The following is a 6,803-nucleotide window of genomic DNA, read 5'->3' as shown; positions in this document are numbered from 1 at the left end:
ATACAAAATTATACGATCATTATTATCTTCAGAATAAACAATATATGATAAATTGAAGATTGTTAATGTAATAATTAATAAAGCAATCTTTACTTTCATTTTATTGCATCTCCTATTTTTTATTGTTTTATTATCCATCAATTAATCATTAACAATTCAACGTTTTTGAATTAAAAAAATACTATTGTTTGAGCTTATACTAAGATGGCACATGACGTCTGATAACAAAATATTCACACTGCGGCGATAGCTAAGGAGTAGATTCAAATGAAGTACGCCTTGGTCGCTCGAAGTGATAAGAAGAGAAGTCAAATAGAAGTAGATTCAAAAAGAATCGAGGAAGCATAAACAGGCGACACACCCTTTCGCTAACCGAGACAGCATTCCCGAGCCTAAGATAAGAGCTATCTAAAGCTCGGAAACGCTTGTAAGCTCAAGGGCGTCGTGAATAATCGATCGTTATCTGAAAGATGAGGCAATCACCGCCACGTCCTGTGGCGGATTAACAATAGCAATCATTATGATTAAAAAGGTGATGTTCATGATAATCCATAAGAAACTTAACGAACAGCAACTCAAGGCGGTATGCGATGTTATAGCAGATACAAATCGAGGACTTACAAAGACAGAGTTGTCAAGATTACTGGAACAGTGTCAAATTCAACTTGTTGATGATGGGAAGTCTAATAATGGTTATAAATATACAATAGGATTAAGCAAGAGGGATTGGCTATATAATTGTTTCGTAAATGAAATTAATAATAGGGATACTTATGAAAGAATATATTTATTTATCGAGAAAGCACTAAATCCAGTCGCATATACGAGTGAATCTAGTAGAGAAAAGTATAATTTTCTTTTTGAAGGAACAAATAAAGCGCTATTGATGGCAGGACTATCTGTGTCCAAAGAGGGAGTGCTTAATGAGGTTGTGGAAGCTAAAACTCTTGATGAGGTTGATAGACGAGTAAATAATCTAAGAAGACACCTTTATAATAGAGCCATTCATCACGAGGTCGAGAAATATTGCATCAAGGATTACTTACGAAAGGATTATTATGATGCTGTTTTTGAAGCAGCTAAGGGCTTAGCCGAAAGGGTTCGTCAAATTACTGGTTTAACTTCGGATGGTTCTGCATTGTTCCAAAAAGCTTTTGCAAAGAATGACCCCTATATCTTTTTCAATTCACTGAAGTCTGAAAGTGAAATTAATGAGTTTATAGGATTAAAAGAACTATTAGAATCGATATTTCATTTGGTTAGAAATCCCGCAGCACATACTCCAAAAGTAAACTGGAAAATGGATGAAACAAAGGCTTTAGATATTCTGACGTTGATATCTTTTTCTCATAAATATTTAGACGAATGTCATAAAGTGCCAAGAAGTTAGTTGGAATAATTTATAAAAGGTACGACGTCCTGTCGTATTCTGAACTGTGGGACCTCATCCATCAGATAACAAAATATTCACACTGCGGCGATATCAAAGAAGTAGATTCATATGAAGTACGCCTTGGTCGCCCGAAGCGATAAGAAGAAAAGACAAGGTGAAGTAGATTCAAAAAGAATCAAAGAAGCATAATCAGGCGACACACCCTTTCGCTAACCGAGACAGCATTCCCGAGCTTTAGATAAGAGTTATCTAAAGCTCGAAAACGCTTGTAAGCTCAAAGGCGTCGTGAATACGAAACCGTTATCCGAAAATCGCTATTGCGTGGGAAAAAGCTGTAGCACAACAATAATGTTATCTACTTTAATCCCATAATTTAAAGTTGATGTTTCGCTAGAATTGATACAACGTTTATATCCCTTGAAATTATAAGTTAGCATTATCCAAAATTCTCGATCAATTCTTCTCAATATATATGATCATTCATTCAAAACCAGTGGGATGATGGGGTTATTTCGTGAAAACTAAAATTAGATCGATAACATTATTGACCATCTCATAAATACACATAAATAGGAATTGAATCAACATTTTTTAATAAGGTTTTGAAGATTAATAGAATTGGTTCGATGGTAAATACAAATATTTTTCAAGTTGGCAATTGCATAATCTTCATAATCCATCTTATATAGATATAAATATTTGAAATCGATTAGATGGATTAGGGGGATATTCAACGAAGAGAAGAAAAAAGTAGCTATTTCACCTCAATTCTATTTGAGACGAGAATGAGAACTCATCAATCTAAATAAGCAACCGGGAATGATAACGCAGATTATTAATGGTAAATAGTGGTTAATAGAAAGTATATGCGTTATCATCAGAAAAATGAAAAATGTTGATTCAAAATTTTAAAAGTTTATGAGATGGTGGAAGGATATTCAATCTATTTAAAGAGCGACATCGGATAACACAATATTCACACTGCGGCGATAGCAAAGAAGCATATTCAAAAGGAGTACGCCTTGGTCGACCGAAGCGATAAGAAGAGAAGACAAGGAGAAGTAGATTCAAAAAAGAAGCGATGAAGAATAATCAGCGACACACCCTTTCGCTAACCGAGACAGCATTCCCGAGCTTAAGATAAGAGCTATCTAAAGCTCGGAAACGCTTGTAAGCTCAAGGGCGTCGCGAATACGAAACCGTTATCAGAAATATATAGAAGAGGTGATTTATCTTTGTATGAGAAAATAGCTAAATTTTATGATCGTCTTGGGTGGAGTAAGTTTCCTTTAAAATTGTGGGATCAAATGAAAGTCTATTTTAAAAAGGAAAGCTTTAATCCATCAAGTCACCTTGATATTGCATGTGGAACAGGAGTTTTATCTATTAAAGCTGCTTCTGAAGGTATAAGATCAGAGGGACTAGATTTTTCAATTGACATGATTAATATAGCAAAAGAAAATGCGAAATCGAAAAATTTAGATATAACTTATTATCATGCTGATATGAGAAGTTTTAATTTAAATAAAAAGTATGCTCTAATAACTTGTACTTATGATGCAATAAATCACCTTCTTACCATAGATGAATGGAAACAAACTTTTTCCAGGGTTAAAGCTCATCTAAATGATAACGGTATTTTTATATTTGATTGTAATACACCAAAAGCTTTAAAAGAGCGATGGAACTGTATTCATGTTGATAAAGACAATGAAGGAAATTATATGATTCAAAAGGCTATTCATTATGAAAAAAAAGGAATATCTACTGCTTCATTTACTGTATTTACTAAAGAAGAAAATGGACTATATGATGGTTTTGAAGAAACATTTACAGAAATTTCTTTTCCATCAAGTCAAGTAATTGATATTTTAAGAGAAGTCGGATTTAGTAATATCACTATAACAGATACTAACTTTAATAGGTTAGATAATCCTGATGAAGAGTATAGAAACGTTTATATTTGTAAGTAACTCAAATATACATCTGATAACAAAGTATTCACACTGCGGCGATAGCAAAGAAGTAGATTCGTAAGAAGTACGCCTTGGTCGCCCGAAGCGATAAGAGGAAAAGTCAAGGCGAAGTAGATTCAAAAAAGAAACGCTGAAGAATAATCAGCGACACACCCTTTCGCTAACCGAGCCAGCATTCCTGAGCTTAAGATAAGAGCTATCTAAAGCTCGGAAACGCCTGTAAGCTCAGGGGCGTCGTGAATACGAGACCGTTAGACGAAATCTTAAAAAGGAGTTCTATAATGACAGATTGGAATTTTATTGTATTTTTATTATTTATTATTGAAGTTTTACTATTAACTAGTTGGAAGCTATATGCAGTGATAAAGTATAGACTTATTTCTAAAGTTTCTTTATTAAAAAAGAAAGTATCTATAATTGGTAGAGGATTTGAATATTTTTTTATTTTTTTAGCTCTATTTTGGATAATTAAACCTACGATTCAGTATTTTCAAGGAATTACTTTAGATGGACTTGCATTTGGCCAGCTAGCTTTTGTAGTAGCTATGAGTGAATTTATTAAAAGTAATGGTACAATATGGTCTATCACTAGTAATGGAGTAGTTCTATATGGACCTTATTTAATTAAATGGGAAGAAATTACATCATATAAATGGGGAACAATGGATGGATCTACACTAGAAATTACTTTTAAGAAACAGAAAAATATGTCTAAAGAAAAAATGATAAGAATTTTAGTTGACAGAAATGATAGAGAAAAAATAAAGAGTATATTTGAAGATAAATTGATAATAGATTGATTGAATTTATAACAATAAAATTATAATATATGCAAATTCGTCTAACAAAATATTCACGCTGCGGGCTAACGCCCTTGGTCGCCCGAAGCAGGATTACATAGAAGAATAAGCGAAGTAGTTTGAAAGATTAAACAAGCGATACATTCCCGAATTAACCGAGTCGACTTGTCTGAGCCTAAGTTAAGAGCTAACTAAGGCTCAGACAAGTCTGTAACATTCGGGAACGTCGTGAATACGAAACGTTATACGACACTAAAAATGTAAGTTTCTTATAGCATTAGAAGGAGGCTCAATATGGGTTATATCAAAGAAAGAGAGTATAACTTTAAAACAGGAGAGAAATTATTAATACGTACTGCATTACCCAATGATATTAAAGGTATATTAGCAATAAGCAAGGAAGTTATGAAAGAAGGCAAATTCTTTCTAACAACTTATGAAGAATTTAAATTAAATGAAGAAAATGGAAGTAAATGGGTTCAATCATACTATGAAAATCCCCAAAATATTATTATTGTTGCTGAATTATCCGGGGAAATAATAGGATCACTCGATTTTTTTAGTGGTACTAAAAAAAGAATTGCTCATCAAGGATCTTTTGCAATGAGTGTAAAGAAGGAATGGAGAAGTCAAGGGATAGGAAAGTTATTATTAGAAACACTAATTTCATGGGCAAAAGAAAACACTAATTTAGAAAAAATATGTTTAGAAGTACTTTCAACTAACATACCTGCTATTAAGTTATATAAAAGATTTGGATTTACTGAAGAAGGTAGACGTATTAAACAAGTAAAAATGGATGATAGAGAATATGACGATTTAATTTATATGGGATTGTTTATATAGAGAAATATTATATAAAAGGTAATTATTTTAGCATCGTATAACAAAGCATTCACACTGCGGGCTAACGCCTTTGGTCGTCCGAAGCGATAAGAAGAGAAAACAAGAGAAGTAGATTCAAAAAGAATCAAACAAGCGTAATCAGCGACACACCCTTTCGCTAACCGAGACAGCATTCTCGAGCTTAAGATAAGAGCTATCTAAAGCTCGGAAATGCTTGTAAGCTCAAGGGCGTCGTGAATACGAAACGTTATATGAAATTCGGCGTGTTAAATGCGGCCGTCCATGGCCGCAATTTTGAAGGTAGTACTGTGGGAAAATTTATAAAACTTATTTTCAATTAACGAAGGAGGTTGGTGTAAAAGTAATAGATTATAAATATTAGAAATAAAATCTGTTTAGGTTAGTGGGAGGGGAATTATGACTACAAGGGATTGGAAATGGATTGTAAGTATTTTATCTGGAATTATTGTTTTTTTATTATCGTATAAATTATGGGGTAAACCAGGGAACTTAACAGAAATTATTTCAATCGGAACTGGACTAGCTTCCATTGCGCTAGCTGTAACAGCTATAATTATTGCTGTTGCTGAAGGGATTAAGACTAGTAATAAAGAAAAGAAAGTTGATGGTGCACTAGACAGCATTATTGCAAATTTAAATACAATGAAAGAGTTAATAAATAAGCTAGATACTGATAACTTAAAAACACATGAAAAATTAACAAAACTTCAAGATAAAGTTGAAGCTTATATAAAATTTTATATTGAACCTAAAGAAAAAGAACTTGAAGAAAAAGAACTTGAAGAAAAAGAACTTGAAGGTAAAGAGAATCATAAAGGTATAAGCTATTTTAATATAAAAAGAGGTGATGTATTTTTTGCCGACCTTTCACCAACAGTAGGTTCAGAACAGGGTGGAGTTCGTCCAGTTGTTATAATTCAGAACGAAATTGGAAATAGGTTTTCTCCTACAGTTACAGTTGCTGCAATAACTGCACAGATTCAAAACGCAAAATTACCAACTCATGTAGAAATCGAAGCTAAACAATATGGATTTGATAGAGATTCGGTCATTCTTTTAGAACAAATTAGAACGGTTGATAAAATAAGACTTCATGAAAAAATTACCCACTTGGATGATAATATAATGAGTAAAGTAGATGGTGCATTATTGATTCAAATGGGATTAATTGATTTTTAATAAATTTTAAAGTGGCTTTTCTAATTGTGCTAACGAGTGCTTTAGTTGAAAAGGATGGGGTTGCCGTCTATGGCAACCTCTGAACTGCGAGACGCCGAACTCCATATAACACCATATTCACGCTTCGTCGAGCGAAGAAGTAGCTCACATAGAAGCACTCCTTGGTCGCCCGAAGCATAAAGAAGAAATAAGGCTAAGAAGTAAATTCAATCAATTCAAAGAAGCATAAACAGGCGACACATCCCCTTCGCTAACCGAGTCAGCATTCCTGAGCCTAAGTTAAGAGCTAACTAAGGCTCAGAAACGCTTGTAAGCTCAGGGGCGTCGTGAATACTTGAACGTTATAAGACATAACAACTAATAGTTATTTCATTGGTGTTTTTTTACAAACGAATTTATTGTATAATGTATTTAAATACATCCCAATGTTGAGGTGGATAAGATGAGTTTAGAAGAAAAATTACTAAAAGATTTTCAAAGTTTATCTGATGATAAAAAGAGGGAAGTAATAGATTTTGTTGAATTTTTAAAGATAAGAAATCGCGAAGTTGTAAATTTAATGGATGATATTATTGAAGAAAATCGTGA

At 33.1% G+C, this 6,803-nt stretch carries 5 protein-coding genes; all 5 read left to right on the top strand.

Translation table 11 applies throughout. The annotated features are described in order from the left end of the window. The first annotated feature begins 541 nt into the window (after positions 1–541). The gene (locus tag BHF71_RS08795) at positions 542–1,390 is read left to right on the top strand and encodes a TIGR02391 family protein (RefSeq protein WP_069657292.1); all 849 of its coding nucleotides are present in this window, start codon (positions 542–544) and stop codon (positions 1,388–1,390) included. A 1,238-nt stretch (positions 1,391–2,628) separates the two neighbouring features. Further along, positions 2,629–3,366, top strand: coding sequence for a class I SAM-dependent DNA methyltransferase (locus BHF71_RS08790; protein ID WP_069657291.1), 738 nt, complete (start codon positions 2,629–2,631; stop codon positions 3,364–3,366). Positions 3,367–3,650: 284 nt separating this feature from the next. Beyond that, positions 3,651–4,169, top strand: a complete 519-nt coding sequence (locus BHF71_RS08785; protein WP_069657290.1) for a DUF5673 domain-containing protein — start codon at positions 3,651–3,653, stop codon at positions 4,167–4,169. 294 nt (positions 4,170–4,463) lie between these two features. Beyond that, complete coding sequence (locus BHF71_RS08780; RefSeq protein WP_069657289.1) at positions 4,464–5,015, top strand: GNAT family N-acetyltransferase; 552 nt, start codon at positions 4,464–4,466, stop codon at positions 5,013–5,015. 855 nt (positions 5,016–5,870) lie between these two features. Further along, entirely contained in the window at positions 5,871–6,215 is a 345-nt protein-coding gene (locus tag BHF71_RS08775; protein ID WP_069657293.1) for a type II toxin-antitoxin system PemK/MazF family toxin, read from the top strand. Positions 6,216–6,803: the final 588 nt, after the last annotated feature.

The sequence above is a fragment of the Vulcanibacillus modesticaldus genome (assembly GCF_001730235.1).
GTDB lineage: Bacteria > Bacillota > Bacilli > Tepidibacillales > Tepidibacillaceae > Vulcanibacillus > Vulcanibacillus modesticaldus.
Note: the sequence above shows the minus strand (reverse complement) of the source record. Positions and strands in the feature narration are given on the sequence as shown.

Bases quoted from the DNA above. Each gene is read 5' to 3' on its own strand.
- BHF71_RS08795 (WP_069657292.1), top strand. From the start codon at position 542: ATGATAATCCATAAGAAACTTAACGAACAGCAACTCAAGGCGGTATGC.
- BHF71_RS08785 (WP_069657290.1), top strand. From the start codon at position 3,651: ATGACAGATTGGAATTTTATTGTATTTTTATTATTTATTATTGAAGTT.
- BHF71_RS08780 (WP_069657289.1), top strand. From the start codon at position 4,464: ATGGGTTATATCAAAGAAAGAGAGTATAACTTTAAAACAGGAGAGAAA.